Origin of the sequence: Paraburkholderia sp. JHI869 (assembly GCF_038900775.1) — a bacterium.
Classification (GTDB): domain Bacteria; phylum Pseudomonadota; class Gammaproteobacteria; order Burkholderiales; family Burkholderiaceae; genus Paraburkholderia.
In genome coordinates this window covers 402656-428309 of record NZ_JAYMSC010000004.1, presented here as the reverse complement: position 1 = coordinate 428309, position 25654 = coordinate 402656, and the positions used below count along the sequence as shown (strand labels likewise).

At 65.8% G+C, this 25654-nt stretch carries 24 protein-coding genes and 2 pseudogenes; 5 read left to right on the top strand and 21 right to left on the bottom strand.

Going from position 1 to position 25654, the window contains the following annotated elements:
* Positions 1-60: 60 nt before the first annotated feature.
* From VSR72_RS10885 to VSR72_RS10845, 9 genes are all read right to left on the bottom strand, one after another.
* The gene (locus tag VSR72_RS10885; RefSeq protein ID WP_342952436.1) at positions 61-933 is read right to left on the bottom strand and encodes an oxygenase MpaB family protein; all 873 of its coding nucleotides are present in this window, start codon (positions 931-933) and stop codon (positions 61-63) included.
* A gap of 118 nt (positions 934-1051) precedes the next feature.
* Positions 1052-2128, bottom strand: a complete 1077-nt coding sequence (gene ruvB / locus VSR72_RS10880) for a Holliday junction branch migration DNA helicase RuvB (RefSeq protein WP_342952372.1) — start codon at positions 2126-2128, stop codon at positions 1052-1054.
* A 99-nt stretch (positions 2129-2227) separates the two neighbouring features.
* A complete protein-coding gene (ruvA, locus tag VSR72_RS10875) occupies positions 2228-2809 on the bottom strand; it encodes a Holliday junction branch migration protein RuvA (protein WP_342952371.1) in 582 nt (193 codons plus the stop codon).
* A 119-nt stretch (positions 2810-2928) separates the two neighbouring features.
* Entirely contained in the window at positions 2929-3471 is a 543-nt protein-coding gene (gene ruvC / locus VSR72_RS10870) for a crossover junction endodeoxyribonuclease RuvC (protein ID WP_342952370.1), read from the bottom strand.
* A gap of 190 nt (positions 3472-3661) precedes the next feature.
* Entirely contained in the window at positions 3662-5227 is a 1566-nt protein-coding gene (purH, locus tag VSR72_RS10865; protein ID WP_342952369.1) for a bifunctional phosphoribosylaminoimidazolecarboxamide formyltransferase/IMP cyclohydrolase, read from the bottom strand.
* A 64-nt stretch (positions 5228-5291) separates the two neighbouring features.
* Positions 5292-5525, bottom strand: a complete 234-nt coding sequence (locus VSR72_RS10860) for a Fis family transcriptional regulator (protein ID WP_342952368.1) — start codon at positions 5523-5525, stop codon at positions 5292-5294.
* Positions 5522-6589: a tRNA dihydrouridine synthase DusB gene (gene dusB, locus VSR72_RS10855; RefSeq protein ID WP_342952367.1), complete on the bottom strand. Its 1068-nt coding sequence runs from the start codon at positions 6587-6589 to the stop codon at positions 5522-5524. The genes VSR72_RS10860 and dusB overlap by 4 nt, the downstream gene beginning before the upstream one ends.
* Before the next feature lie 194 nt (positions 6590-6783).
* Complete coding sequence (locus tag VSR72_RS10850; RefSeq protein WP_342952366.1) at positions 6784-8064, bottom strand: UbiH/UbiF/VisC/COQ6 family ubiquinone biosynthesis hydroxylase; 1281 nt, start codon at positions 8062-8064, stop codon at positions 6784-6786.
* A gap of 53 nt (positions 8065-8117) precedes the next feature.
* Entirely contained in the window at positions 8118-9515 is a 1398-nt protein-coding gene (locus VSR72_RS10845) for an aminopeptidase P N-terminal domain-containing protein (protein ID WP_342952435.1), read from the bottom strand.
* 271 nt (positions 9516-9786) lie between these two features.
* Between VSR72_RS10845 and VSR72_RS10840 the strand changes: the two genes are divergently transcribed.
* Positions 9787-10398, top strand: coding sequence for a glutathione S-transferase C-terminal domain-containing protein (locus tag VSR72_RS10840; protein WP_342952365.1), 612 nt, complete (start codon positions 9787-9789; stop codon positions 10396-10398).
* Between the two features lie 97 nt (positions 10399-10495).
* On the opposite strand, the gene VSR72_RS10835 is transcribed toward VSR72_RS10840, so the two are convergent.
* From VSR72_RS10835 to VSR72_RS10825, 3 genes are all read right to left on the bottom strand, one after another.
* Positions 10496-12103, bottom strand: a complete 1608-nt coding sequence (locus VSR72_RS10835; protein ID WP_342952364.1) for an FMN-binding glutamate synthase family protein — start codon at positions 12101-12103, stop codon at positions 10496-10498.
* A 251-nt stretch (positions 12104-12354) separates the two neighbouring features.
* Complete coding sequence (mnmA, locus tag VSR72_RS10830) at positions 12355-13554, bottom strand: tRNA 2-thiouridine(34) synthase MnmA (RefSeq protein WP_342952363.1); 1200 nt, start codon at positions 13552-13554, stop codon at positions 12355-12357.
* A gap of 17 nt (positions 13555-13571) precedes the next feature.
* Positions 13572-14063, bottom strand: coding sequence for an NUDIX hydrolase (locus VSR72_RS10825; RefSeq protein WP_342952362.1), 492 nt, complete (start codon positions 14061-14063; stop codon positions 13572-13574).
* Between the two features lie 296 nt (positions 14064-14359).
* Here VSR72_RS10825 and VSR72_RS10820 point away from each other — a divergent pair, with 296 nt between their 5' ends.
* Genes VSR72_RS10820 through VSR72_RS10810 form a run of 3 tightly spaced genes read left to right on the top strand, consistent with a single transcriptional unit; the run spans position 14360 to position 17310 of the window.
* On the top strand, positions 14360-15511 hold the full coding sequence (locus VSR72_RS10820) for a Re/Si-specific NAD(P)(+) transhydrogenase subunit alpha (protein WP_342952361.1): 1152 nt from the start codon (positions 14360-14362) through the stop codon (positions 15509-15511).
* Positions 15512-15528: 17 nt separating this feature from the next.
* Entirely contained in the window at positions 15529-15855 is a 327-nt protein-coding gene (locus tag VSR72_RS10815; RefSeq protein ID WP_342952360.1) for an NAD(P) transhydrogenase subunit alpha, read from the top strand.
* On the top strand, positions 15856-17310 hold the full coding sequence (locus VSR72_RS10810) for an NAD(P)(+) transhydrogenase (Re/Si-specific) subunit beta (RefSeq protein ID WP_342952359.1): 1455 nt from the start codon (positions 15856-15858) through the stop codon (positions 17308-17310).
* A gap of 79 nt (positions 17311-17389) precedes the next feature.
* Here the strand turns inward: VSR72_RS10810 and VSR72_RS10805 are convergent.
* A pseudogene (locus VSR72_RS10805) lies at positions 17390-18082 on the bottom strand (YafY family protein); the annotation flags it as partial.
* A 78-nt stretch (positions 18083-18160) separates the two neighbouring features.
* Positions 18161-18550 (bottom strand): VOC family protein, encoded by a 390-nt coding sequence (locus VSR72_RS10800; RefSeq protein ID WP_342952358.1) that lies wholly within the window; start codon positions 18548-18550, stop codon positions 18161-18163.
* Positions 18551-18775: 225 nt separating this feature from the next.
* On the opposite strand from VSR72_RS10800, the gene VSR72_RS10795 reads away from it, so the two are divergent.
* Positions 18776-19558: a glycosyltransferase family 2 protein gene (locus VSR72_RS10795; protein WP_342952357.1), complete on the top strand. Its 783-nt coding sequence runs from the start codon at positions 18776-18778 to the stop codon at positions 19556-19558.
* A gap of 57 nt (positions 19559-19615) precedes the next feature.
* On the opposite strand, the gene VSR72_RS10790 is transcribed toward VSR72_RS10795, so the two are convergent.
* From VSR72_RS10790 to VSR72_RS10760, 7 genes and pseudogenes are all read right to left on the bottom strand, one after another.
* Positions 19616-20938 carry a class I SAM-dependent RNA methyltransferase gene (locus tag VSR72_RS10790; RefSeq protein ID WP_342952356.1) on the bottom strand — a complete coding sequence of 441 codons (1323 nt, stop codon included), beginning with the start codon at positions 20936-20938 and terminating at the stop codon, positions 19616-19618.
* Between the two features lie 110 nt (positions 20939-21048).
* Positions 21049-21354, bottom strand: a complete 306-nt coding sequence (locus VSR72_RS10785; protein WP_342952355.1) for an addiction module antidote protein — start codon at positions 21352-21354, stop codon at positions 21049-21051.
* Between the two features lie 6 nt (positions 21355-21360).
* Complete coding sequence (locus VSR72_RS10780; RefSeq protein WP_342952354.1) at positions 21361-21678, bottom strand: type II toxin-antitoxin system RelE/ParE family toxin; 318 nt, start codon at positions 21676-21678, stop codon at positions 21361-21363.
* A gap of 167 nt (positions 21679-21845) precedes the next feature.
* The gene (locus VSR72_RS10775) at positions 21846-22550 is read right to left on the bottom strand and encodes a PqiC family protein (protein WP_342952353.1); all 705 of its coding nucleotides are present in this window, start codon (positions 22548-22550) and stop codon (positions 21846-21848) included.
* Positions 22547-24136: pseudogene (locus VSR72_RS10770) on the bottom strand (MlaD family protein); the annotation flags it as partial. The pseudogene VSR72_RS10770 and the gene VSR72_RS10775, both read right to left, overlap by 4 nt.
* A gap of 16 nt (positions 24137-24152) precedes the next feature.
* Positions 24153-24815, bottom strand: a complete 663-nt coding sequence (locus tag VSR72_RS10765; protein WP_342952352.1) for a paraquat-inducible protein A — start codon at positions 24813-24815, stop codon at positions 24153-24155.
* Positions 24812-25618: a paraquat-inducible protein A gene (locus VSR72_RS10760; protein WP_342952351.1), complete on the bottom strand. Its 807-nt coding sequence runs from the start codon at positions 25616-25618 to the stop codon at positions 24812-24814. Before VSR72_RS10760 ends, VSR72_RS10765 begins: the two co-directional genes overlap by 4 nt.
* Between the last annotated feature and the right edge of the window lie 36 nt (positions 25619-25654).

Here is a 25654-nt window from a genome sequence, read left to right as displayed (position 1 = left end):
CCGCAAATGAAACGGCCAACCTGCGCGAGCGGGTTGGCCGTTTTTTATTCCGCGGCGCGCTTATTGCACGGGCTTTGCCGCCGCGCGCCGCCGTGCGCGTTTCGACACGCCATTGACGAGCGCCCAGCGCAATACAGGCGCTACGGCAAGCATGCCGGGCCGCACCATCGCGCGGCGCGCGAAGGCGAACGAATCGAAGCCGAGCATTTGCTGCGCGAAGGGCGGCAACAGGTCGATGCCCGCGTTCCGGATCAGCGCGCCCGCGGGCCGCATTGCCGGGCGCGGCGTAGGCGCTTGCATGAGCACGCGCACGACCTCGAACGCGCGGTCGCTCGCAACGAGTTCGGGCTGCATCGATTGCAGATACGCAGCGATTTCCGCGCGCGATCGGGGCACGTTCGTCGCGCCGAGCAGGTCGGCAATGCGCGCGACTTCGGCGTAGTACTGGTCCTGCATCTCACCCGGCAGTGCGGGATTCACAAAGCGCAAATACGCGCCGAGAAAGCTGGACACTTCGGCCACGTGGACCCACGTCAGCAACGCGGGATCGCTCGCGCGATAGGGGCGGCCATCGGGCGCGGCGCCCGTCACGGCGAGGTGGATTTTCTTGACGCGTTCGATCAGCGCCAGCGCGTCGGCGCGGCTGCCGTAAGTCGTACCGGCGATGAACGTCGCGGTGCGTCGCAGCCGCCCGAGGATGTCGATGCGAAACGTCGAGTGGTCCCATACGCCGGCGAGCGCAAGCGGATGCAGCGCCTGCAGGAGCAGCGCGCTGACGCCGCCTGCCATCATCGCGGCGAAATCGGCGTGGACTTTCCAGCAAACGGCGTCGGGGCCGAAGAGGCCGGGGTCGCCCGGCGGATTCGAGTAATCGAGTCTCGGGCCGCTGCCTGTGGTGAGATGCGTGATGCTCTCGGCGAGCGTCATCCGCATACGGCGCACGAGCTGACCGGCGAGGCCGGTCGGTTCAGGAGCGTTGGGAGGGAGGCCGGCGTGATCGGACATCGTGCTCTCGCTCGCGCTGCGTTGAAGGAAGTGCGTCAGGTGTGCGCTACGACGCGTCCGGTTCCCAGTCGCCGCCCGTCGAGGCGTCGTCCGGCACGGTGAGCCCGAAGTGGCGATAGCTGAGCTGCGTGGCAACGCGGCCGCGCGGCGTGCGCTGCAAATAGCCCTGCTGGATCAGATACGGTTCGAGCACGTCCTCGATCGTGTCGCGTTCCTCGCCGATTGCGGCGGCGAGATTGTCCACGCCCACCGGGCCGCCGTCGAACTTGTGCAGGATGGCTTCGAGCAGCTTGCGGTCCATCAGATCGAAGCCCACAGGGTCGACGTCGAGCATGCGCAGCGCGGCGTCGGCGACCTTCGCGGTGATCGCGCCGTCGGCCTTCACTTCTGCGTAGTCGCGCACGCGGCGCAAGAGGCGGTTCGCAATACGCGGCGTGCCGCGCGAGCGGCGCGCGATTTCGAGTGCGCCGTCGGGGTGGATCTGCGCGCCGAGCAGCGAAGCGGAGCGTTGCACGATGCGCGAGAGCTCGCCCGCGTTGTAGAACTCGAGGCGCGAAACGATGCCGAAGCGATCGCGCAGCGGGTTCGTGAGCATGCCCGCGCGCGTGGTCGCGCCCACGAGCGTGAACGGCTGGAGGTCGAGCTTCACGCTGCGCGCGGCCGGCCCTTCGCCGATCATGATGTCGATCTGGTAGTCCTCGAGCGCCGGATACAAAATTTCCTCGACGACCGGCGAGAGCCGGTGAATCTCGTCGATGAAGAGGACGTCGTTTGCTTCGAGATTGGTGAGCAGCGCTGCAAGATCGCCCGCGCGTTCCAGCACCGGGCCCGACGTCTGCCGCAGATTGACCCCCATTTCGCGCGCAATGATGTGCGCGAGCGTGGTCTTGCCGAGCCCCGGCGGCCCGAACAGCAGCACGTGGTCGAGCGGTTCGGAACGGCGCTTCGCGGCCTCGATGAAGATCTCGAGCTGGCCGCGCACCTTTTCCTGGCCGACATATTCGTCGAGCTGGCGCGGGCGCAATGCGCGTTCGAACGCTTCCTCGTGAGTCGAGGCGGGCGTGGCGGCAATCACACGGTCGGCGCCGGAGTGGTTGGCGGCGAGTTTGTCGGTTTCGATCATCCGGCGATTGTACCGCGCAGACTATGCGCTGGCGGCGTCGTCCCGCGCGCGGCGCAGGCGCTGCAACTAACTGCCAGCACTGCCTGCGAGCGGAAGAAATCAGGCCTTCGAAAGCGCCTTGAGCGCGAGCTTGATGCCTTCGGAAACGCCGGTGCCGGCAGGCACGTTCTTGATCGCGGCGAGGCCTTCCTTCTCCGAGTAGCCGAGCGCGAGAAGCGCGTTGAGGATGTCGTTCGCGTGGTCGGAGGGGGAAGCTGCGGCGGCCATCGCGCCGAGGTCCGCGCCGAGCTTGCCTTTGAGTTCGAGCAGCAGACGCTCGGCCGTTTTCTTGCCGATGCCGGGCACGCGTGTGAGGCGCGCCGCATCCTGCTGCGTGACCGCCTGCGCGAGATCGTTCACACTCATGCCGGAGAGCACGGCGAGCGCCATGCGCGCGCCGATGCCGCTGATCTTGAGCAGTTCGCGAAACGTCGAGCGTTCCTCCTGCGAGCCGAAGCCGAAGAGCAAGTGCGCGTCTTCACGCACGATCATCTGCGTGAGCAAGACGATTTTTTCGCCGGTGCCGGGCAGGTTGTAGAACGTGCTCATCGGCACGTCGACTTCGTAGCCGACGCCGTTGCAGTCGATGAGCAGGTGCGGCGGGTTCTTTTCCAGCAATACGCCGGCAATGCGACCGATCATGGCGGTTTCTGTGATGAGGGAAAGCTCAAGAGTGTAGCGGAGGGGAGGGCCGTGCGGAGCGCGCGGCTGGAACGTTGGCCGTTCGGCCAGGTGCATCAAGCGCGAATTCTGCTACGCAATCAGCCAATCAACCGCCCGCGCCGCACCCGCATGCCCTTTTTCGCGAGCGCAGGCGCAAGACCGCCGAGCGTGGCCAGCGTGTCGCCGCTGTGCGCGTGGCAGATCGCCATGCCGAGCGCGTCGGCCGCGTCGGTGCCGGGCATGCCGGTGAGGGCGAGCAGACGCACGACCATCTGCTGCATCTGCTCCTTGGTCGCGCGTCCGTAGCCCACCACGGCCTGCTTGAGCTGAAGTGCGGTGTACTCGGCCACCGGCACGCCTCCCGAAACCAACCCGCAGATGGCCGCGCCGCGCGCCTGGCCGAGCAAAAGCGTCGACTGCGGATTGACGTTGACGAAGACCTTTTCGATCGCGGCCTGGTCGGGCGCATGCTGGCGGATCAGCGTGGAAACGCCCTCGAAGATGGTGCCGAGGCGTGTGGGCAGATCGGCATCGGCGGTGCGGATGACGCCGCTCGCGACATACGTGAGCTGATGGCCGTGACGCTCGATCACGCCAAAGCCGGTGACGCGCAAGCCGGGGTCGATGCCGAGAATTCTCATGAAATGCGGGAAAAAGCGGGTGTGGCTGGGATGGTACAACGAACGGCACAGATGCCGCGAGCCTTGAAGACGCAGGCGAACAAGGCGCGCGGCGCAAAGAAAAAGCCCGCGAGACATACGTCCGGCGGGCTTAGCACAAGCGGCGCGTCACGTGCAGGTCACGCGCTGCATGCAACCAAAGCGGCGAAGATCAGTGACGGAAGTGGCGGATGCCCGTCATCACCATGGCGATGTTGTGCTCGTCGGCGGCGGCGATCACTTCGTCGTCGCGCATCGAGCCGCCCGGCTGGATCACGCAGGTCGCGCCGGCGTTGACCACGACGTCGAGGCCGTCGCGGAACGGGAAGAACGCGTCCGACGCGACTGCCGTGCCCGCGAGCTTGAGGCCCGCGTTTTCCGCCTTGATGCTGGCGATGCGCGCCGAGTCCACGCGGCTCATCTGGCCCGCGCCCACGCCCATCGTCATGCCGTTCGCGCAGAACACGATGGCGTTGGACTTCACGAACTTCGCGACGCGCCATGCGAACAGCAGATCGTCCATTTCCTTCGGCGTCGGGTGGCGCTTCGTCACCACGCGCAGTTCGTGCGGCTGTACGTTCTTCGCGTCGAGCGATTGCACGAGCAGGCCGCCGCCCACGCGCTTCAGATCGAACGCGTTATGGCCGTCGCCCAGCGCGATTTCCAGCAGACGCACGTTCTGCTTCGCGGCGAACACGGCCTTTGCGGCTTCCGAGAACGACGGCGCGATCAGCACTTCGACGAACTGCTTCGCCACGGCTTGAGCCGCGGCTTCGTCCACTTCGCGGTTGAACGCGATGATGCCGCCGAACGCCGAGGTCGGGTCGGTCTGGAACGCCTTCGAGTACGCTTCGAGCGCGTTCGTGCCGATCGCCACGCCGCACGGGTTGGCGTGCTTGATGATCACGCAGGCCGGGGCGTCGAACGTCTTCACGCATTCCCATGCCGCGTCCGAGTCGGCGATGTTGTTGTACGAGAGTTCCTTGCCCTGAATCTGCTTGTAGTTCGCGAGTGCGCCGGCGGGCGTTGCGAGGTCGCGGTAGAACGCGGCGCTTTGGTGCGGGTTCTCGCCGTAGCGCAAGTCCTGGACCTTGTCGAACGCGAGGTTCAGCACGGCCGGGTAGGTGTTGCGCGACTTGTGCTCGAGCTCTTCGGTGAGGCTCGTGAGGTAGTTCGTGATCGCGCCGTCGTACTGCGCCGTGTGCGAGAACACCTTGGTCGCGAGGCGGAAGTTCGTGGCGTAGCTCACGGTGTTGCCGTTCGCGCGCATCTCTTCAAGGACCTTCGCGTAGTCGGCCGGGTCGACGACCACGGTCACGTCGCGATGGTTCTTCGCCGCCGAGCGCAGCATGGTCGGGCCGCCGATATCGATGTTCTCGATCGCGTCTTCGAGCGTGCACTCTTCCTTCGACACCGTCTGGACGAACGGGTAGAGGTTCACGACCAGCAGGTCGATCGTCGGGATGTCGTGCTTTTCGAGCGCGGCCATGTGCTCGGGCAGGTCGCGGCGCGCGAGAATGCCGCCGTGGACCTTCGGGTGCAGCGTTTTCACGCGCCCATCGAGCATTTCCGGAAAGCCGGTGTAGTCGGCCACTTCGGTGACGGAAAGGCCCGCGTCCGCGAGCAGTTTCGCGGTGCCGCCGGTCGACAGGATCTTGACGCCGAGATCCGAGAGGGATTTCGCGAAGTCGACAATGCCTGCCTTGTCGGAAACGGAGATGAGCGCTTGCTTGATCATGATGTGGGAGAGTTGCCGATAGATCGAGGAGTCCGCGCCGAAGGTCCAGTTAAACGCAGCGGCGTTACAGCAGGCCGTGCTGCTGGAGCTTCTTGCGCAGCGTGTTGCGGTTGATGCCGAGATACTCGGCGGCGAGCGACTGATTGCCGCCTGCCTGCTCGAGCACCACCTCGAGCATCGGTTTTTCGACGCACGCCATCACCATATCGTAGACGCCGTGCGGATTGCTGCCGTCGAGGTCCTGGAAGTAGATGCCAAGGCTCTCGCGGACGGATTGTTCGATGTTGTGCTTGCTCATGCTGCCAGTCGATCGGTTGATTCGTCGCTGCCGTCGCTGTCGTTGTTCTCGTCGTCGACGTAGACGAGGCGCTCCGAGCGCGCCTTCTGTTCGTCGAAGAACTGGTTGACGGCGACGAGCTGCTCGCGCGTGGTGTCCAGCGTATTCATGCGGTGCCGGAACGTATTGGCGCCGCAAAGGCCGCGAGTGTACCAGCCGATATGCTTGCGCGCAGTACGCACGCCCGTAAATTCCCCATAAAACGCGTAGTGGTCCTCCAGATGCTCGTTCATGATCGTCTGGATTTCGTCCACGCGCGGCGGCGGCAACAGCTCGCCCGTCGCCATGAAATGCTCGATTTCGCGGAACAACCACGGGCGCCCCTGCGCCGCGCGGCCGATCATGATGGCGTCGGCGCCCGTGAGCGCGAGCACCTCGCGCGCCTTTTGGGGCGACGTAATGTCGCCGTTCGCGACCACGGGAATGCGCGCGGCGGCCTTCACGGCGGCAATCGTTTCGTACTCCGCTTCACCGTGATAGAGGTCGGCGCGCGTGCGGCCGTGCACGGTGAGCATGGCGATGCCGCTCTCTTCGGCGATGCGCGCGATGGTGAGCGCGTTGCGGTTGTCGCGGTCCCAGCCCGTGCGGATCTTGAGCGTGACAGGCACGGCGTCGGGACCCACGCCCACGGCGTCGACCACGGCCTTGACGATGCGCGCCACGAGCGGCTCGTTTTGCAGCAGCGCCGAGCCGGCCGCGACGTTGCAGACCTTCTTGGCCGGGCAGCCCATGTTGATGTCGATGATCTGCGCGCCGTTGGCGACGTTGTAGCGCGCGGCTTCGGCCATCATTTCCGGATCGGCGCCCGCGATCTGCACAGAGATGGGTTCCACTTCCCCCGCGTGATTGGCGCGGCGCATGGTCTTTTCGCTCTTCCAGAGCTGCGCGTTGGACGCGACCATTTCGGACACCGCATAGCCAGCGCCGAGCCGCTTGCACAGCTGGCGGAACGGCCTGTCGGTGACACCCGCCATGGGGGCGACGAACAGGTTATTACGCAAGGTGTGACGGCCGATAGTGAACATGACGCGCGGGCGAAGCCGGAGCCGCGACCCGGATGGCATTCCGGCTGGCGCGGCGAACGGCCTGAATTTGCAAAAGGGGAAACGCGTATTTTAGCGTAAGCGGGATGCGAGGTCGCGCAGCGCGGACCCTGGTCGTGATTCAGAGCGGTGTTGCGGTGTTGAAAGAAAAGCGATGCGACCCTTAGTTCGCGGCATCAACTCCGCTGCCCAAACATCATCTGCCGCGCGAGCGCCGTCTTCACGGGCGGTGCGAATTCGAGCGCCGTGAGCGCGAGCCCGCGCAGCGTGGCGAGCGGGCCGAAATCGACGGTGAAAAGGCGTGCGAGCGTATCCGTCGCATTGATCGTCATGCGCCGGTCGAACGCGCGGCGGCCCGCGAATTCGGCGAGCGCGCGCGGCGTGGCGCCGTGCTGCGCGAGCGAATCGGCGAGCGCGTGGGCGTCGCGCAGGCCGAGGTTGAGGCCCTGGCCCGCCACCGGATGCAGCGTCTGCGCCGCATTGCCGACCGCTGCGATGCGGCCGTGGCCGGAAACGAGGGCGTCAAGCGCGTTTAAACCGAGCGGGAAAGCCGCGCGACCGTGAATCTGCGTGAAGCGGCCCATGCGCGCGCCGAACGCTACGCCGAGTTCGGCGAGAAAGTCGGCGTCGTTGAGTTGAGCACGGCGCTCGGCCTGCGCGGGCGAGCAGCACCACACAAGCGCGTAGTCAGCGCCGCGCACGCCGCCCATCGGCAAAAGTGCGATCGGGCCTTCGCTCGTGAATCGCTCCCACGCGACGTGCGGCTGCGGGGCCGCGAGCGTCACCACGCCGACCAGCGCCGTTTGGCCGTAGTCGCGCGTGCGTTTGGTTTCGGCGGCTGGCACGACCGCTTGCGCGTCTGTCTCGTCGGTGTCGTCTTGCGCGTCACGTTGCGGCAGCGCCCGATAGAGCCCGCCTTCGGCGTTCACGAGAATGCGCGTGCGCAACTGCCGCTCGACGCCCGCGCTCACGACCGGCAGCGTCACGCCGTCGTTTTCCACAACGGGATCGTGCGCCTGCGCGTGATGCAGCCAGTGCACCTGCGTGCCGCGCACGGCCTGCGCGAGCGCCTGCACGATCGCGCCATAGCGCGCCACGTAGCCGAGCGCGGGCAAGTCGTAGTCGTGGCGGTCGATCAGTGTGCGCCCGAAATGGCCGCGCTGCGAAACATGGATGCGCTCGATAGGCGTGGCGTCGTGCGGCCACGCGAGCGCTTCGAGCAGCGTGCGGCTGCCCTGCGATACGGCGATGGCGCGCGGGTCGCCTGCGCTGTCCTCGGGTTCGCGGGCGTCGATCAGCGCAATCGAGAGACCTTGCGTGGCGCTGCGCCGCGCGAGCCAGCCCGCGAGCGCGAGACCCACCGGCCCCGCGCCGACTATCGTCACGTCGTGATCGAAATGGGCGTGCGGGTTCGCGCCATTCGAGGTGTCGTTCGCGCTGCCGGAAACTGCGTTCATGTCGTTTGCTTCGCTTCGTGTGGAATCTTCACGTGTTCGCACTTGCGCCTGCGTCAGGCGCCGCGTTGCGCGTTTTGCATGAGCGCTTCGATTTCATCGGCGGCAACGGGCACGCCGCGCGTGATCAGCTCGCAGCCCGTTTCGGTGACGATGGCGTCGTCCTCGATGCGGATGCCGATGTCCCAGTAGCGCTCGGGCACGTCCTCGGCCGCGCGGATGTAGAGGCCAGGCTCGATCGTGAGCGTCATGCCGGGGCGCAGCGTGCGCCAGGGCGGCGGGGCGCCGGGTTTGTCGGCGCTCGCCGTAACATCACGCTCGCGATAATCGCCCGCGTCGTGCACATCCATGCCGAGCCAGTGCCCGGTGCGATGCATATAGAAGCGCGCATAGGCGCGCTCGGCGATCACGTCGTCGACGCTCGCAAAACGCTGCCGGTCGATGATGCCGGTATCGAGCAGCCCCTGCGCGAGCACGCGCACCGCGGCGTCGTGCGGCGCCTCGAAGTTCACGCCGGCGCGCGTGGCGTCGATGGCGGCCTGCTGGGCGGCGAGCACGATGTCGTAAAGCTCGCGCTGCGCGCTCGTGAAGCGGCCTCTCGCAGGGAACGTGCGCGTGATGTCCGAGGCGTAGCCGTTCAACTCGCACGCGGCGTCGATGAGCACGAGGTCGCCTTCGCGCGCCACCGCGTTGCCCGCGGGGTAGTGCAGCACGCACGCGTTCGCGCCTGCCGCGACGATCGAGCCGTAGGCAGGCGCCTGCGCGCCGTGCTTGCGGAACGTGTAGAGCAACTCCGCCTCGATCTCGTATTCGCGCATGCCGGGCCGGCACGTCTGCATCGCGCGAACGTGCGCGAGCGCTGAGATCTTCGCGGCGCGGCGCATCGTGTCGAGTTCGTGCGCATCCTTGATTACACGCATGTCGTCGAGCAGCGGCAGCAAGTCGTACGCCGCGGCCGGCGCGGTGACGCCGCTGCGCCCTTGCGCGCGCACCGCGTCGATCCAGCGCTTCACTTGCGCGTCGAAGCGATCGGAGGCCGCGAGCGCGTAGTGCAGCGCGGGACGGTTGGCGATCAGCTGCGGGACGCGCGCATCGAGTTCGTCGAAGGGGAACGCGGCGTCGAAGCCGAACGCTTCACGCGCGGCGTCGGGACCGAAGCGAAAACCTTCCCACGTTTCGCGTTCGACGTTCTTCGCACGGCAGAACAGGATGGCGGCGGGCTGGTTCTCGCCCGCGTTCGCGTCGAGCACGAGCAGCGCCTCGGGCTCCGTAAAGCCGGTGAGGTAGTAGAAGTAGCTGTCGTGCCGGTAGGCATAGTCCGCGTCGCGATTGCGCAGCACTTCGGGCGCGGTCGGCACGAGTGCAACACCGCCGCCTTGCGCGCGCAGCGCCGCGAGCACGCGTTCGCGGCGCTCGCGATAGAGCGCCGCGCCGCCGTCGGGGCCACGCTGCATGTCGGCTGCGTCGGCCACGTTGGCCGCAGGGTGGGCTTCGCTCGAGGCGGCCGGGGCGCTTTGCTTGAGGGTCGAGTCCATCGTGAGATTGTAGCGCTGGCTACAATCGGGCGCGCTGGCTCGCGGACACCCAACGGACGCGCCGCTGTCGCGGGGTGTTGTCTCCTGCTGACATTATTTGTAGGAAAAATCCTGCACTGCAACAGGCGGCACGTCAGAAAAATACGAATCCAACGTATACTTCGGCCGGATTCCAGAAAAGGCAGGTGGTATGAAACTTATCGGTTCGCTCGGCAGCCCGTATGTCCGCAAGGCGCGGATCACGCTCGCTGAAAAGAAAATCGACTACAAGCTGGTGCTCGAAAACGTGTGGGGTGCCGAGACGGCGATTCACGATTTCAACCCGCTCGGCAAGGTTCCGTGTCTCGTGATGGACGACGGCGAAGCCGTGTTCGACTCGCGCGTGATCTGCGAGTACGTCGACATGCTCTCGCCTGTGGCCAAGCTCATTCCGCCCGCAGGCCGTGAGCGCATTGAAGTGCGTTGCTGGGAGGCGCTTGCCGACGGCATGCTCGACGCCACCGTGCTGATCCGTCTCGAAGGCACGCAGCGCACGCCGGAGCAGCGCAACGAGGCGTGGGTGAAGCGCCAGGAGCGCAAGATCCAGGAAAGCCTGACCGCGATGGCCAAGGGGCTCGACGGCAACCCGTGGTGCGCGGGCAACCGCTACACGATCGCGGATATCGCCGTGGGCTGCGCGCTCGGCTATCTCGACTTCCGCATGCCGGAGCTGAACTGGCGCGAGGCGCATCCCAATCTTGCGCGCTACTTCGAGAAGCTCTCGCAGCGCCAGTCGTTCGTCGACACGGTGCCGCAAGGCTAATCAACGGTTCACAGGCAGTTGATGTGAAAACGCCCGACGGCATGGCGTGCCGTCGGGCGTTTTTGCGTGAGCCGCGCGGCGATGCGCGGCGTCTTCCTCAGACGATCTTTTCCTCGGCCGGCGCAAACGAATCGCTGCGCGCAACCGGCCACCACTTCTCGTACAACTGATAGCGATAGCGGCCTTCAAGCAGGTCTCCTGGCTTCAGGTACTTGAGCAGCTCCGACATCAGCTTCACTTCATACGACGACACGCGCCGCACGATGTGATGCGCGCGCAGATCCGAAGGGCTCGCGAGACCGGCGGCCTGAATCAGCTCTTGCAGCGCATGCAGCGTGTTGTGATGGAAGTTGAAGACGCGCTCGCCCTTGTCCGGCACGTTCAGCGCGCGCTGGCGCACGGGGTCTTGCGTGGCGACGCCGGTGGGGCAGCGGTCCGAGTGGCACTTCTGCGCCTGGATGCAGCCCACGGCGAACATGAAGCCGCGCGCCGAGTTCACCCAGTCCGCGCCGATCGCGAGCGTGCGCGCGATATCGAACGCGGTGATGATCTTGCCGCTCGCGCCGATCTTGATCTTGTCGCGCAGGCCGATGCCCACGAGCGTGTTGTGCACGAGCAGCAAGCCTTCCTGCAGCGGCGTACCGATGTGATCCGTGAATTCGAGCGGCGCTGCGCCCGTGCCGCCTTCCGCACCGTCCACGACGATGAAGTCGGGCAGGATGCCGGTTTCGAGCATCGCCTTGGCGATGCCGAAAAACTCCCACGGATGGCCGATGCACAGCTTGAAGCCCGTGGGCTTGCCGCCCGAGAGCTTGCGCAGACGCTCGACGAATTCGAGCAGCCCGCGCGGCGTGGAGAACTCCGAGTGGCGCGCGGGAGAGACGCAATCCTTGCCGATGGGAATGCCGCGCGTTTCGGCGATTTCGGGCGTGACCTTCGCGGCAAGCAGCATGCCGCCGTGGCCGGGCTTCGCGCCTTGCGAGAGCTTCACCTCGATCATCTTCACCTGCGGCTCGTTCGCGAGTCGCTGGAATTTCTCGGCACTGAAGGTGCCGTCGTCGTTGCGGCAGCCAAAGTAGCCCGAAGCGATTTCCCAGATGATGTCGCCGCCGTTCTCGCGGTGATACTTCGACATCGAGCCTTCGCCGGTGTCATGCGCGAAGCCGCCTTTCTTCGCGCCCATGTTGAGCGCGCGGATGGCGTTCGCGGAGAGCGCGCCGAAGCTCATTGCCGAGATGTTGAAGATCGACATCGAGTACGGTTGCGCGCGAGTGCCGCCAACGAGCACACGGAAGTCGCTGCCTGCGAGCCTGGTGGGCGCGAGCGAATGGCTGATCCATTCGTGGCCCACGGCCTTCACGTCGAGTTCGGTGCCGTACGGGCGGCTGTCCACGGCGTTCTTCGCGCGCTGGTAGACGAGGCTGCGCTGGGCGAGCGAGAACGGTTTTTCGTCGGTGTCGTCTTCGACGAAGTACTGGCGGATCTCGGGCCGCACGAACTCGAACAGAAAGCGCAGATGACCCCAGATCGGGTAGTTGCGCAGGATCGCGTGACGCTCCTGGAACATGTCGTAGAGGCCGAGCGCGACGAGCAGTGCGGGCACGATCACGCAGTACCACGACAGGTGATGGAGCGCGGCCGCGGCGACGCAGGCCGCGAGCAGCAGCACCGCGCCCCACATGGCGAGATAACGTCGGGAAAGCATTGGGGGAACTCCTCGAACTTGATTTAATGCGCGCGCCTGCTCTCCTCTCGTAAAGGGGCGGTGCGCGTCAGCCGCGCGGTTGCCGGGCGCGGCTTGCGGGAATGATGCCGCAAGTTCGTGAATCTGGCTGGGAAGCGGGCACGCCGTTTGAGCGGTGTTTGCGAGGTGTCGAAGGTCTGATAAAAAAACGCGGCGCCCAGGGCGCCGCGCGGTGTTCTCTTACGTTTGGCCTGCCGTCGCCGTCGCCGCCGTCACGCCGTCGTGGCCGCAGCGGGCTTCTTGCGCGGTATGCGCTTCTTTTTCTTTGGCGCCTCAGGCGGCAGTACGGCGGGCACGTGCGGCGCGAGCGTCGTCACCGCCTCGATGATGCCGCCGCCCAGGCACACGTCGCCGTCATAGAGCACCGCCGACTGGCCGGGCGTGACGGCCCACTGCGCATCGGGAAAACGCAGCGTGAACTGGCCCGCGCCGAATTCGTCTGCGGTATGGAACGAGCAGGGCGCGTCGGCCTGGCGATAGCGCGTTTTCGCGCCGCACGCGTGGTCCTGCGCCGGCGGCTCGCCCGCCACCCAGCTCACGTTGCCCGCGCGCAGTTCGTGCGCGAGCAGCCACGGATGATCGTGACCCTGCACGACGTAGAGCGTGTTAGACGTCATGTCCTTGCCCGCCACGAACCACGCTTCGCCGCTGCCGTCCTTGCTGCCGCCGAGACCAATGCCCTTGCGCTGCCCGAACGTGTAGAACGCGAGGCCGATATGCTCGCCGACGACTCGGCCGTCGGGCGTCATCATCGGGCCGGGTTTGGTCGGCAGATAACGGTTGAGGAAGTCGCGGAACGGCCGCTCTCCAATGAAGCAGATTCCTGTGGAATCCTTCTTTTTCGCGTTCGGCAGGCCGATCTTCTCGGCGATCTCGCGCACCTTCGTCTTGGGAATTTCGCCGAGCGGGAACATCGTCTTCGAAAGCTGCGCCTGGTTCAGGCGGTGCAGGAAGTACGACTGATCTTTCGTGTGGTCGAGCGCCTTCAGCAGTTCGAAACGACCGTCACGCTCGTGGTTCTGGCGCACGCGCGCATAGTGACCTGTGGCGATCGTTTCCGCACCGAGCGACATGGCGTGGTCGAGAAACGCCTTGAACTTGATCTCGGCGTTGCAGAGCACGTCCGGGTTCGGCGTGCGGCCCGCGGAATATTCGCGCAGGAACTCCGCGAACACGCGGTCCTTGTACTCGGCGGCGAAGTTCACCGCTTCGACGTCGATGCCGATCAGGTCCGCGACCGACACCACGTCGATCCAGTCCTGGCGCGTCGAGCAGTACTCGCCGTCGTCGTCGTCTTCCCAGTTCTTCATGAAGAGACCGACGACGTCGAATCCCTGCTCCTTGAGCAGCCATGCGGTAACCGACGAATCGACGCCGCCCGACATGCCTACCACGACCTTACGTTTGCTCATTTCGTTGCTGCCTTGTTTCAGCTCTTGGGTGCTACCTTGGGCGCCGTTGCGTGCGTCTGGATGAAATCCAGCGGTACGCGCTTGCCTGCGAGGTAATCGTCGACACAGCGCATCACGAGTGGCGTGCGATGGCGCTCGCTCGCCGCGCGCAGTTCGTCGGCGCTCATCCACACCGTGCGGACGATGTCCGGATCGAGCGCGCGGTTTTCCGGTTCGACTGCGACGCGGCCGCAGTACGTGAAGCGGACATATGTCGCACCGCTCTCGCCTGGCTTGCCGAAGTGCGTCATATATACGCCGACTAGCGCTTCAGGCGTGAACACATGCGCAGTTTCCTCGAGCGTTTCGCGCTCCACCGCCTCGTGCAGCGTCTCGCCCGCTTCCAGATGCCCGGCGGGCTGGTTCAGGCGCAGGCCGGCCGGTGTGTGCTCCTCGACGAGCAGAAAACGCCCGTCGCGCTCGACGATCGCGGCCACGGTGACGTGGGGTGCCCAGGTTTCCTCATTCATGGGCCGGTATTTTACCGGGACGGCGAGAACGCTGCCCGGGGCCGGATCGGGCCCCGACGGCGCACATGCCGGCTAACCTGGCACTGCCGACCGTCCGGTCGGGCGACGCAGCGTGTCGTGTGTGCGTCGCGCCGAAGCGGGCAATTCCTGCTACAAAGCCGCCGCTCGTTTCGGTTAAAGTGGTGCCGTCGTTTGCCGTTGCAATGGATGCCGGCGCCTGAACGCCGTTTGTCGGCCTCCCTTCGCTCGATTCGAGCCAGAACAGCTAGAACAAGAAGGTCGAGGAGGAAACAACGATGCATATCGGAGTGCCTGCAGAGACGCGGGCGAACGAAACCCGCGTGGCCGCGACGCCGGAGACAGTCAAGAAGTACGTCGCCCAGGGCCACACGGTCACGATCCAGGCCGGCGCGGGCGTCGGCGCGAGCTATCTCGATGAGGCCTACACGGCCGTAGGCGCCCAGATCGCCGATGCAGCCGCCGCTCTCGGAGCGGATCTCGTGCTCAAGGTCCAGTCACCCACCGTCAGCGAATTGACGTTCATGAAGCGCGGCGCGGTGCTCGTGGGCATGCTCGATCCCTTTAATGCGGAAAACGCCGCAAAGCTCGCCGAGGCAGGCGTGACGGCCTTCGCGCTGGAAGCTGCGCCGCGCACCACGCGCGCGCAAAGCCTCGACGTGCTGTCGTCGCAGGCCAACATCGCCGGGTACAAGGCGGTGCTCGTGGCCTCGACCCTCTATCCGCGCTTCATGCCGATGCTCATGACCGCCGCCGGCACGGTGAAAGCCGCGCGCGTGCTGATTCTCGGCGCGGGCGTGGCGGGCCTTCAGGCCATTGCTACGGCGCGGCGCCTGGGTGCCGTGATCGAGGCTTCGGACGTGCGCCCCGCCGTGAAGGAGCAGATCGAATCGCTTGGCGGCAAGTTCCTCGACGTGCCCTACGAAACCGATGAGGAACGCGATGCCGCCGTTGGCGTGGGCGGCTATGCCCGGCCCATGCCGCCATCGTGGCTCACGCGTCAGTCCGCGCTGGTGCACGAGCGTGCGAAGCAGGCCGACATCGTCATCTCGACCGCGCTGATTCCGGGCCGCGATGCGCCGACGCTCCTGCCATCGGAAACCGTACAGGCGATGAAGCCGGGCTCGGTGGTGATCGACCTCGCGGCAGGCCGCGGGCCGGTGGCCGATCAGGCAAGCGGCCGACGCGGCGGCAACTGTCCGCTCACCGAGGCCGACAAGGTCGTGACGCACCACGGCGTACAGATCTGCGGCTACACGAACCTCGCCTCCATGGTCGCCGCCGACGCCTCCGCGCTGTACGCACGCAACCTGCTCGACTTCCTGAAACTCATTCTCACGAAGGAAGGCACGCTCAACATCGATCTCGCGGACGACATCGTCGCGGCCACGCTGCTGGCCCGCGACGGCCAGGTCACGCGCAAGGCATGACGAGGAGGAGACCAACAATGGAAGTCATTAACCATACCGTCATCAACCTGATCATCTTCGTGCTGGCCGTGTACGTGGGCTATCACGTGGTCTGGAACGTCACGCCCGCGCTGCACACGCCGCTCATGGCCGTGACCAATGCGATCTCGGCGATCGTGATCGTCGGCGCCATGCTGGCCACGGGCCTGACCGTGGGTGGCCCAGGCAAGTTCTTCGGCACGTTCGCCGTGCTGCTCGCGGCCGTGAACGTCTTTGGCGGGTTCCTCGTCACGAGGCGAATGCTGGAGATGTTCCGCAAGAAGGAGCCGAAAAAGCTCTCCGGTCCGGCCAAGGAGGGCGCGTAAATGAGCATGAACGTCGTTACGCTGCTTTATCTGGTGGCGTCGGTCTGCTTCATCCAGGCGCTCAAGGGGCTGTCGAATCCGAAGAGCGCACGCGCCGGCAATGTGTTCGGCATGGTCGGTATGGCCATCGCCATTCTCACTACCCTTGCACTGATCGTGAAGGAGTCCGCACAGTTCGGCTCGAATCTCGGGCTAGGCCTCATGCTGCTGTTTGCGGCGCTCGTGGTGGGCGGTGGCCTTGGGGCCTATGTCGCCGCGCGCGTCGAGATGACGAAGATGCCCGAACTCGTCGCGGCCATGCACTCGCTGATCGGTCTCGCGGCGGTCTGCATTGCCTATGCGGTCGTCTCCGAACCGGCAGCGTTCGGGCTGGTGGCAGAAGACGCGCCGTATCCCGGCTTCCTGCCGTACGGCAACCGCATCGAACTGTTCATCGGCACGTTCGTCGGCGCGATTACGTTTAGCGGTTCGGTCATTGCGTTCGGCAAGCTCTCGGGCAAGTACAAGTTCCGCCTGTTTCAGGGCGCGCCCGTGGTCTACCCTGGCCAGCATCTGATCAACCTGATGCTCGCGCTCGGCATGATCGGTTTCGGCATCCTGTTCTTCATTACGCAGTCGTGGCTGCCGTTCATCATCATGACGCTGATCGCGTTCGCGCTGGGCGTGCTCATCATCATTCCGATCGGCGGCGCGGATATGCCGGTGGTCGTCTCGATGCTGAACTCGTACTCGGGCTGGGCGGCGGCGGGCATCGGCTTTTCGCTGAACAACGCCATGCTGATCATCGCGGGGTCGCTCGTGGGCTCGTCTGGCGCGATTCTGTCGTACATCATGTGCCACGCGATGAACCGCTCGTTCTTCAACGTGCTGCTGGGCGGCTTCGGCGGCGAGGCGGGCGGGGCGGCGACGGGCGGTGCGCAGGAGCAGCGTCCGGTGAAGTCGGGTTCGGCTGACGATGCGGCGTTCATGCTCGGCAATGCCGAAAGCGTCGTGATCGTGCCGGGCTATGGCCTCGCAGTGGCGCGCGCGCAGCACGCGCTGAAGGAGCTCACCGACAAGCTCGTCGAAAAAGGCGTGGACGTGCGCTACGCGATCCACCCGGTGGCGGGCCGCATGCCGGGCCACATGAACGTGCTGCTCGCGGAAGCGGAAGTGCCCTACGACATGGTGTTCGAGATGGAGGACATCAACAACGAGTTCGGCCAGACCGATGTCGTGCTGGTGCTCGGTGCGAACGACGTGGTGAATCCGGCGGCGAAGAACGACCCGAAGTCGCCGATCGCGGGCATGCCGATCATCGAGGCGTACAAGGCGCGCACGATCATCGTGAACAAGCGCTCGATGGCGGCGGGCTATGCGGGCCTCGACAACGAACTGTTCTACATGGACAAGACGATGATGGTCTTCGGCGACGCGAAGAAGGTGATCGAGGAGATGGTGAAAGCCGTGGAGTAAGCGCTGCTCGCTTCAAACCCACGCAAAAGGCGCGCAGCGATGCGCGCCTTTTTTCATCGGCGCGCGCATTGTGGTGCGTTTACAGCGAAGGCGCGTTCACGCGGCGCAAATAATCGGCGAGGCGCCGCCCGCTCACATCGGGAAACTGCTCGAGCACTTCCACGTTTTCCATGCGCGCGATGTTGAAGTTGCGGAAGTCCTCGCGCATTTCGCACCAGGCGCCGACGGTCCATTGCGCGCCCCAGTACACGAGCCCGAGCGGCCAGATGCGCCGCTCCGTATGCGCGCCGATACGGTCGCAGTACGCGAAGCGCACGACGAGCCGCGTGTCGACGGCGCGATGCAGCGCGTCGAGCTTGTCCGAGAACGCGTGATCCATGTGATACGCGGGCGCGAATACGGCAAGCCGTTCCAGCACGGCGCGTTTTTCCGCGGGCATGGCTGCGGCGACTTTCGCGAGCGCGCCGCGTGCACCGCTTGCGAGCGCCGCGCCGCCCCACGATTCGGCCATGCGCGCGCCAACCGCGAGCGCGGTGAGCTCGTCGGCGGTGAAGGTGAGCGGCGGCAGGCTTGCCGTGCGCGCGAGCCGGTAGCCAATGCCCGCCTCGCCCTCGATCGGCACGCCGGAGAGCTGCAGGTCGCGCACGTCGCGATAGACCGTGCGCGGCGAGACTTCGAGCCATTCGGCCAACTGCTGAGCGGTGGTGAGACGCCGGCCGCGCAGTAGCTCGGCGATGCGGAAAAGGCGGTCGGCGCGGCGGGTCATGGCAGGGCGGTCGCGAAAGCGGGCGCGGTAACTGGAATAACCACAGATGATAGCGCCGGGCGCGCGCGCGGCGCCCGGTCGCGGTTAGCCGAGCTTCGGCGCGTGCAGGCCGACGCGGTTGCCTTCGGTGTCGATGAAGAAGCCGATATAGCCGTAGTTGTTCGGCAGCTCTACCGCCGGCCCCTGCTGCTTGCCGCCGGCTCTCTCCACGCGGTCCAGCACAGCCGTGACCGAAGGCTGCGCGTTCAGATACACGAGCACGCCCTTCGGGTCGGGCTTGGCGTCATGCGGATTGAACACGATGCAGCCACCGGTTTCCGTATCGGTGTGCGCGAACAGCGCCATCGGCACGCCGCCGACCACATCGCGCTGCAGCGCGGTGTCGAAGGCGGTTTCGTAAAAACGGGCCGCGCGCTCCAGGTCGAACGCGGGAATTTCGAACCACGAGATCACACGGGACAGATCGGTAGACACAATGCGCTCCTCGAAGGCAACGGCGGACAGTAAATGGCGGCAGCCGGACGGCGGCAGCCTCGCCAGATGGCGTAGAAGCAGTGTGCCTGGGGGCTGCTGACAGCGTGTTGTCAGTAGGTTTGGCGCGCCGTGCCGCATGAGCTCCGGCGGCCGTTTCGAATCTTTTCGAGAGAGACTTCTGCGCATCTCTGCTGTAATCGGAGGGTTCGAAATCCCCGTACCCGCATGTCTCCCACCGTCTCGATCATCACGCCCACGGGCAACCGCGAAGCCTTCCTGCCGGCAATCTGGCGCTGCATCCAGCGTCAGCACGTGGCCTGGGAATGGCTTGTCCTCGACGACAGCCCGCAGCCCAGTGCATTCCTGAGCGCGCTGTCAAAGACCGATGCTCGCGTGCGCTATTACTGGTCGAAAACGCGCATGTCGATCGGCGCCAAGCGCAACTTTCTCGTGAACGAGGCGCGCAGCCCGCTGATCGCCCATTTCGACGACGACGACCACTACGCCTCGCACTATCTCGCGGGCATGGTGAAGATGCTGGGGGACAACGGCGCGGACCTCATGAAGCTCGCGACGTTCTGGATGTACGCGCCGCACACGCGGTTCTTCGGCTACATGGACCTGAATGCGCGCGTGGGGCTGCACTATGTGCTGACGGGCAATAGCGTCGCGACGGTCGAGTTCCACGACAAGATGAAAATCGGCGCGGACTTCATCCTGTTCTACGGTTTCTCGTACGTGTATCGCAAGGCGCTTTTCGAGCAGGCTCGCTTCGACGATATCGACCTGAGCGAAGACGAGAGCTTCATCCGCCGCATTGTCGAAGCGGGCCGCAAGGTGCTCGCCGCGGATGACACTCAGGCGAGCTGCCTGCACCTGATCCACCCGGCTTCGACCTCGCGCTGCTTTTCGCGCTATTCGATGCCGGCATTCACGTTGCCGAAGATGTTTCCGGAGTACGAAGGGTATCCGCTGGCGGTGGGCGCGCCGGCGACGGCGCCGGGCTGATCCTCGCGCGGCGCGACGGCGGGTGCAAACGCCACCCGCCATGCGCGTTGGCTTGCGTCAGCTGGCGTTGTTGTCGTCGTTGCCGGCGGCGGGGTTCGCGCCGCCGCTCGCCGGACGCTGGCGCACGCTGCCCGCGATCAGGTCGAAGCGGAACAGGCGGCACTCGAGCGCACCGTTGAAGAGCGGCGTCTTCGCGGCTTCGCGCAGGCGCAACTGGCCCGGCAGCTTGCGGTCCGAGGTGAGGACGAAGGCGCGCCAGCCCGTGAAGCGCTGCTTGAGCGCGTCGCCGAGCGCCTGGAAGAACTCGGCGTCGGGCGCTTCGTCCTTGGCGCGGCGAAAGCCTTCATCGTCGTCGCCGCGCAGCTCGCGCGCCGTCGGGCGCACTTCGCCGCGCGCATTGCGGCCACGCACCTCGATACGCTCGCCGTACGGCGGGTTTGCCACGAGAATACCGGGCGCAGCCGAGGGCGGCGTCATGTTGCGCGCGTCGAGCTGCTTGAGCGTCACGCTGCCGAAGCCCGCGCGCTTGAAGTTCGCGCGCGCCTTTTCCAGCATCACGTCGGAGATGTCGCTGCCATAAATCAGCAGATCGCCGGTTTTGCTTTGTGCGAGATTGCGCGCCGTGTTCGCCTCGCTCTTGAGGTGCCGCCACGCGGCCATGTCGGCCTGCTTGAGCGACTCGAAGCCGAAGCGTCGATCAAGGCCCGGCGCGATGTCGAGCGCGACCTGCGCGGCTTCCGCGAGAAAGGTGCCGCTGCCGCACATCGGGTCATAGAGCGGCGTGCCGGGCGTCCAGCCCGTGAGGCGCAGGATGCCCGCGGCGAGGTTCTCGCGCAGCGGGGCGGCGCCCTTGTCCAGACGCCAGCCGCGCTTGAAAAGCGGCTCGCCCGACGTGTCGAGATAGAGCGTGCACTCGTTCACCGTGAGGAAGGCGAACACACGCACATCCGGGTAGGCAGTATCGACGCTCGGACGCGCACCGGCCTTGTCGCGCATGCGGTCACAGATCGCGTCCTTCACGCGCAGCGTGGCGAATTCGAGGCTGCGCAGCGGCGACTTGATCGCGGTGATGTCGATGCGGATCGTCTCGTTCGCCGAGAACCACTTCTCCCACTGCTGCTCGCGCGCGAGCGCGTAGATGTCCTGTTCGCTGCGGTACGGGCGCTGGGCGATCTTCAGGAGCACGCGGCTCGCAATGCGCGAATGCAGGTTGGCGGCGATGCCGCCGGCCCAGTTGCCGCGGAAGTGCACGCCGCCGGGCACCTCGGCGCCGACCTCGAGTGCGCCGGGCGGCAGGCGCCGTTGCGCGGTTTCGGCCAGTTCGGCGGCGAGCGCGGCTTCGAGGCCGCGCGGGCAGGGGGCAAAGAAATCGAAAGACATGAAGGAGGATGGGACGCTGCGGGGAAGGCGCTATTGTACGCGGGTTGCGGGAGCGGCCAGGTGCTGTCGGCCGCTGGCGCGCCGGGCGGCCCGCGCGGACGTTGAGCGAATCAGGCGGACGCCTTAGAGCCGTGCAGCTCGAGCCCGAGCGCTTTCACGACTTTCAGGATGGTCGCAAAGCTGGGATTACCTTCGTAGGAGAGCGCCTTATAGAGGCCCTCACGGCTGATTCCCGTATCGCGCGCCACCTGCGCCATACCACGGGCACGAGCGATCACCCCCAGCGCATGAGCGATGAACGCCGGATCATCGCCGCCTTCGCGGAGGCAGGCTTCGAAGTATTCGGCGATGTCGTCTTCGGTCTGGAGATGCTCCGCGGAATCCCAAGGCCGGGTCTTGATTGTCTTTGCAGACATGGCTTCTTACTCCGTGTCGAGTTCGGCGAGCATGCTGTGCGCAGCCCTGATGTCGGCTTCCTGGGAGGACTTGTTGCCGCCGCAGAGCAAAATCACGAGGACGGAGCCACGCTGCACGTAGTAGACGCGGTATCCGGGGCCATGATCGATGCGCATCTCAGTAACCGGGGAACCTGCAGAGCGTGTGTCCCCCGGATTCCCGAGCATCAGCCGGTCGATGCGTGCCTGAATCCGGCGTTTCGCAATCCGGTCTTTCAGGTTGACGAACCAGGCATCGAATATCTCGGTCGTCCGAATCGTGATACAGGAAGAAGTGTAATCCATGGTTGACTAACTGTGAACCAGAGTTCACGCGCAATATGGCGCGAAGGACGGAACACCTGGCCGGTGCTGATAGGTCGACTCTACCGTCTTCGCGTTGATCGCGTTTTATCGTCGGTCAACTTCCATCATTTACTGTCATTTTTAGCGACACCGGCAAGACCGCCGGCTCAGGACGCCATCTGCGGACAAGCAATGCTCGGCGCCGGTTTCGCGCGCGAACCCGCCTTCGCGCCGTTGCCCGCCACGCTCACGCGAGGCGCGGCCGCGAGTGCGCGCACACCGCTCGCGATCGACTGCGAGAGCGCCTCGACCGCCTGCCGGTGGCCGATGACAAGTGCGTCGTAGCCGTCGCCCACGTTTTCTTTGAGCACGCTGCGGCAGGTCAGGACCGTTTGTGTGTCGAGCGCGCGCACGCTCCACACGGCGTCGATGAGCGCATGCGAGCCCGGCCACGATTCGAAGCGCTGCACGTTCACGCTCACGCGGTACACCGGCACGCCCTCGGGGTGCGGCGAGCCGTACACGTCGATGGTGCCGAGCTGCTGCGTGAGGTCGCCCGAGAGCGCCCGGCGGATCTCGTCGCCGGGCATCGAGGACCAGCGCTCCTGCTCGAGTACGCGCACCTGGTTGGCGTCGGTTTGCACGACCATCTGCGCCTTCGCCACCTGCGGCGGAACATCGACAGGCGCCAGCTCGATCAGCCATGGGGCGTTGGCCGTGCTCGACGCAGCAGTGGTGCGGGCTGAGTCGTCCGTCGGGCTGAGCGTGTAGAACCGGCTGGCAGGCGAGCTGCAGCCCGCCAGCGCGGCCGCGAACACCAGCGCACCCAGCGCGCCGAGCGTGGCAAGGGAGGGGACGCGTCGGAACGTCATGGCTTGTCTCCAGATTTGCCGCGCAGCAGCGATTCGGGATGGCGCTCCAGATAGTCGGAGAGCGAATTGAGCGATTGCAGCGTACGCGTGAGTTCCTGCATTGCCTGGTGCACGTCGGACTGCAGCGGCGAATCCTGCTGCAGCGTGGACTGCGCGGCGTTGAAGGTCTTCTGCGCCTGGTCCAGCGTGCCTTGCAGCTGCGGCAGGATCTGGTCGTTCACCTTGCCGAACAGCTGGTTGGCGTTCTTGAGCGACTCGTTCAGGTTGTTGCCGATCTTGTCGAACGGAATCTGATCGAGCTTCTTCGCGATGTCCGCCACCTGCAGCTGCAGTTCTTCGAGCGAGTTCGGCACCGTGGGCAGCTCGAGCGGGTCGTGGTTGAAGTCGACCGTCGCGGGGCCCGCCTTCGGGAAGATGTCGAGCGCGATATAAAGCTGCCCCGTGATCAGGTTGCCGGTGCGCAACTGGCCGCGCAGGCCGCGCGCGACGAGCCGCTTGATCAGCTCCTGGCTTTGCGGCGTATGCGGCGAGGGCGCTTCGCCGCGGATACGGCGCGACAGGCGCAGCGGGTAGAGATCCATCGTCACGGGCATCGTGAAGTTGTGCTGCTTCGGGTCGTACTCGACGCCGATGTCGGTCACCTGGCCGAGCGCAATGCCGCGGAAATCGACCGTCGCGCCGACCGAAAGGCCGCGCAACGACTGGTTGAAGTACATCACGACGCGTTGCGGCGCGCCGTCCGGCTCCTTCATCGCTTCAGTCTCGTCGGAGGCGAGTGCGAACGTAGCGCTGTCGGGTGCCTGCGGACCCATCGACTGGCCGGCCGGCGCCTGGAACGCGAGGCCGCCCACCACGATCGTGGCGAGCGACTGCGTGTTGACCTTGATGCCGCTCGAATCGAGCTGCACGTTCACGCCGCTCGCATGCCACCAGCGCGTGTTGGTGCCCACGTACTGGTCGAAGGGCGCGCTCACGAACACCTGCACTGTCACGCCGGTGCCGTCCTTGTCGAGTGAATAGCCCGTCACCTGCCCGACCTGGATGCGCCGGTAGAAAATCGGCGTGCCGATGTCGAGCGACCCGAGCGTCGAACTGTGCAGGGTATAGCGATGCCCCTTCTCGTCGATGGTCACGGCAGGCGGCGCCTCCAGCCCGACGAAGTCGCTTTGCGACTCCTGCGAGCGGCCGGCGTCCGCGCCGATATACGAGCCCGAGAGCAGCGTGGTGAGCCCCGAAACGCCGCTTGCGCCCACGCGCGGGCGCACCACCCAGAAGCGGCTGTCTTTCACGGCGAATCGTTCGGCGTCCTTGGTGAGTTCGACCGTGACGATCACATGCGAAAGGTTGGGCGAGAGTTTGATTGCCCGCACCGAGCCGATGTCCACGTCTTTGTACTTGACCTTGGTCTTGCCCGGCTCGAGACCTTCGGCGCTCACGAAGCTGATCGTGATGGTCGGGCCGCGCGTAGCGACCGACTTCACGACGAGCGCCACGCCGATCAGCGCCGCGACGATCGGCACGATCCAGACGAGCGAGGGGAGCCAGCGCTTCGGCTTGACGATCTCCGGCTCTGGCAGATTGGGCGGGGTCGGTCCTTTCGGACTATTCATGGGGTTGATCCTGAGAGTGTTGCGCAGGTTTGTGTTTGTCTTCGTCCACCGGATCCCAGATCAAGCGTGGATCGAACTGCATCGAGGCGATCATCGTCAGGATCACGACCGAGCCGAACGCGATCGCGCCGGGGCCCGCCGTGATGACCGCAAGCGACTGGAAGCGTACCAGCGCGACGGTTAGCGTGACAACGAACACGTCGAGCATCGACCAGCGGCCGATGAACTCGACGAGCCGGTAGAGCTTCGTGCGTTCGACTGGCCGCCATGTCGAGCCGCGCTGCGAGGTGAACGCGAGCAGCGCGAGCACCGAGAGCTTGAGCATGGGCACGAGAATGCTCGCGATGAACACGATCACCGCGAGCGGCCAGTCCCCCGAGGTCCAGAAGTAGACCACGCCGCTCATGATGGTGTCGTCCTCGTCGCCGACGAGCGAGGCCGTGTGCATCACAGGCAGCAGGTTCGCGGGAATGTAAAGCAGCGCCGCGGCAACGAGGAGGGCCCACGTGCGCATGATGCTGTCCGGGTTGCGCTCGTGCACGGGCGAGCCGCAGCGTGCGCAGCGCACGTGCCTGGGCGCACGCACGTGTGGCTGCACATGCCCGCAGGCGTGACAGGAGACGTAGCCGGCGTCGGTGGCGGTCTGGTATTTCATCGGGGCCCCTTGGGGAGCGGGCCGCCGCGCGGCGCCGCCGGGTCTTGCGCGCCTGCGCCGGGCTCGCGGATCTCGGGCTCGGAGAGCGGGTGCGGGTGCGGCGACGGCGAGGAGGGCGAGTGCGGCGCCGATGGGCCGCTCGATCCACCCGGGAGATCAGACGGTCCCGCGCCGCCCTCGCGCGCCGCGCGGGCGGCGTCGCGCAGGCCGTCGGCGATGTCCCAGAGCGTGCGCGCATCGAACGTGACGACCACGGTGAACATCAGCGTGAGCGCGCCGAAGGCGAAGAGCGCCGTTTCGGGAATCACGCGCGCGAGGCTCACCATTTTCACGATGGTGATGAGCACGCCCAGCATGAACACCTCGAGCATGCCCCACGGCCGCACGAGCTGGATGGCGCGCAACACGTAGTTGAAGCCCGGTGGAATGAAGCCGCGCCGCACCGGCAGCAGGACGTAGAGCAGCGCTACCATCTCCGTGAGCGGAAAGAGGATGGTTGCGCAGAACACGATCACCGCGATGATCTCCATGTCCTCGTGCCACAGCACCACGAGGGCGCCGAACAGGCTCGACTCCGTAGTGATACCGTTCGCATCGAGCTCGATGATCGGGAACGACTGGGCGATGATGAAGGTGAGGAGCGCCGCGACCGTGATGGCGCAGATGCGGTCGAGCTGGGACGCGGCGCTGCTATAGAGCATGGCGCCGCAGCGCGAGCAGCGCGCGCTCTGGCGGCCGAGCAGCCGCGGTTTGCGGTAGAGCGCGTCGCAATCGTGACACGCGATCAGTTTGTCCTGGGCCATGCGGGCAGGTGACGCAAAACGACGTGAACGAGGGAC